Consider the following 3,228-nt stretch of genomic DNA (forward strand, 5'->3'; position numbering starts at 1 on the left):
TAAATAGGTGTCTGGCAGTGCCCTACTCTCACATGGGGAGACCCCACACTACCATCGGCGCTACGGCGTTTCACTGCTGAGTTCGGCATGGGATCAGGTGGGACCACCGCGCTATGACCGCCAGACAAATTCTGTTTTTAATCCCGAACAAGCTGCTGTCTTTCATCTGAAACTGCGTCTCTCTCTCACCAAAACACCTTCGGTGTTGTCAGGTTAAGCCTCACGGTTCATTAGTACTGGTTAGCTCAACGTATCGCTACGCTTACACACCCAGCCTATCCACGTCCTCGTCTTGAACGTTCCTTCAGTATCCTCAAGGGACAAGGGAAGACTCATCTCAAGGCAAGTTTCCCGCTTAGATGCTTTCAGCGGTTATCTCTTCCGCACTTAGCTACCGGGCAGTGCCATTGGCATGACAACCCGAACACCAGTGGTGCGTCCACTCCGGTCCTCTCGTACTAGGAGCAGCCCCTTTCAATCTTCCAACGCCCACGGCAGATAGGGACCGAACTGTCTCACGACGTTCTAAACCCAGCTCGCGTACCACTTTAAACGGCGAACAGCCGTACCCTTGGGACCTACTTCAGCCCCAGGATGTGATGAGCCGACATCGAGGTGCCAAACACCGCCGTCGATATGAACTCTTGGGCGGTATCAGCCTGTTATCCCCGGAGTACCTTTTATCCGTTGAGCGATGGCCCTTCCATTCAGAACCACCGGATCACTATGACCTACTTTCGTACCTGCTCGAGCTGTCACTCTCGCAGTCAAGCTAGCTTATGCCATTGCACTAACCTCACGATGTCCGACCGTGATTAGCTAACCTTCGTGCTCCTCCGTTACGCTTTGGGAGGAGACCGCCCCAGTCAAACTACCCACCAGACACTGTCCGCGACCCGGATGACGGGCCTGCGTTAGAACATCAAACATTCAAGGGTGGTATTTCAAGGATGGCTCCGTGCAGACTGGCGTCCACACTTCACAGCCTCCCACCTATCCTACACATCAAGGTTCAAGGTTCAGTGTCAAGCTATAGTAAAGGTTCACGGGGTCTTTCCGTCTTGCCGCGGGTACACTGCATCTTCACAGCGAGTTCAATTTCACTGAGTCTCGGGTGGAGACAGCCTGGCCATCATTACGCCATTCGTGCAGGTCGGAACTTACCCGACAAGGAATTTCGCTACCTTAGGACCGTTATAGTTACGGCCGCCGTTTACTGGGGCTTCGATCAAGAGCTTCGCGTTGCCGCTAACCCCATCAATTAACCTTCCAGCACCGGGCAGGCGTCACACCGTATACGTCCACTTTCGTGTTTGCACAGTGCTGTGTTTTTATTAAACAGTTGCAGCCAGCTGGTATCTGCGACTGGCTTCGGCTCCGGGAGCAAGTCCCTTCACCTAGCGCCAGCGTGCCTTCTCCCGAAGTTACGGCACCATTTTGCCTAGTTCCTTCACCCGAGTTCTCTCAAGCGCCTGAGTATTCTCTACCTGACCACCTGTGTCGGTTTGGGGTACGATTCACTGTTACCTGATGCTTAGAGGCTTTTCCTGGAAGCAGGGCATCAACCACTTCAGCACCGTAGTGCCTCGTTATCACGCCTCAGTGTTCACAGAAGAACGGATTTACCAATTCTTCCCACCTACACGCTTGAACCGGGACAACCGTCGCCCGGCCGGTCTAGCCTTCTCCGTCCCCCCTTCGCAGTAACACCGAGTACGGGAATATTAACCCGTTTCCCATCGACTACGCCTTTCGGCCTCGCCTTAGGGGTCGACTCACCCTGCCCCGATTAACGTTGGACAGGAACCCTTGGTCTTCCGGCGAGCGGGTTTTTCACCCGCTTTATCGTTACTTATGTCAGCATTCGCACTTCTGATACCTCCAGCATGCCTCACAGCACACCTTCGCAGGCTTACAGAACGCTCCCCTACCCAACAACATCGAAATGTTGCTGCCGCAGCTTCGGTGCATGGTTTAGCCCCGTTACATCTTCCGCGCAGGCCGACTCGACCAGTGAGCTATTACGCTTTCTTTAAATGATGGCTGCTTCTAAGCCAACATCCTGGCTGTCTGAGCCTTCCCACTTCGTTTCCCACTTAACCATGACTTGGGGACCTTAGCTGGCGGTCTGGGTTGTTTCCCTCTTCACGACGGACGTTAGCACCCGCCGTGTGTCTCCCGTGATAACATTCTTCGGTATTCGCAGTTTGCATCGGGTTGGTAAGTCGGGATGACCCCCTAGCCGAAACAGTGCTCTACCCCCGAAGATGAATTCACGAGGCGCTACCTAAATAGCTTTCGGGGAGAACCAGCTATCTCCCGGTTTGATTGGCCTTTCACCCCCAGCCACAAGTCATCCGCTAATTTTTCAACATTAGTCGGTTCGGTCCTCCAGTTAGTGTTACCCAACCTTCAACCTGCCCATGGCTAGATCACCGGGTTTCGGGTCTATACCCTGCAACTTAACGCCCAGTTAAGACTCGGTTTCCCTGCGGCTCCCCTATACGGTTAACCTTGCTACAGAATATAAGTCGCTGACCCATTATACAAAAGGTACGCAGTCACCCTGATAAATCAAGGCTCCCACTGCTTGTACGTACACGGTTTCAGGTTCTATTTCACTCCCCTCGCCGGGGTTCTTTTCGCCTTTCCCTCACGGTACTGGTTCACTATCGGTCAGTCAGGAGTATTTAGCCTTGGAGGATGGTCCCCCCATGTTCAGACAGGATACCACGTGTCCCGCCCTACTCGTCGAACTCACACCACCAGTGTCTTCAGATACGGGGCTATCACCCTTTACTGCCGGCCTTTCCAGACCGTTCTCCTGACGCTGATGCTGATGTTGGTTCTGGGCTGCTCCCCGTTCGCTCGCCGCTACTGGGGGAATCTCGGTTGATTTCTTTTCCTCGGGGTACTGAGATGTTTCAGTTCCCCCGGTTCGCCTCCGGACCCTATGAATTCAGGCCAGGATAGTGCAACGGATTGCACTGGGTTTCCCCATTCGGGTATCGCCGGTTATTGCGGTTCATATCACCTTACCGGCGCTTATCGCAGATTAGCACGCCCTTCATCGCCTCTGACTGCCTAGGCATCCACCGTGTACGCTTAGTCGCTTAACCTCACAACCCGAAGGTGTCTTCGGGTGTGCGTTTTGAGAGACTCATCAGTCCTGTCATTGACAGCACTGATTGTTTCAAATTTTCAGCTTGTTCCAGATTGTTAAAGAGC

The 3,228-nt window shown here is 53.5% G+C and carries 2 rRNA genes; both read right to left on the minus strand.

The features are described 5' to 3' along the window. Window positions 1-9 precede the first annotated feature (9 nt). Window positions 10-125: ribosomal RNA gene (gene rrf / locus NXS07_RS18535) — 5S ribosomal RNA — on the minus strand. Between the two features lie 84 nt (window positions 126-209). After that, window positions 210-3,119, minus strand: a 23S ribosomal RNA gene (locus NXS07_RS18540). Window positions 3,120-3,228 lie beyond the last annotated feature (109 nt).

Origin of the sequence: Xenorhabdus bovienii (genome assembly GCF_024721015.1) — a bacterium.
GTDB lineage: Bacteria > Pseudomonadota > Gammaproteobacteria > Enterobacterales > Enterobacteriaceae > Xenorhabdus > Xenorhabdus bovienii.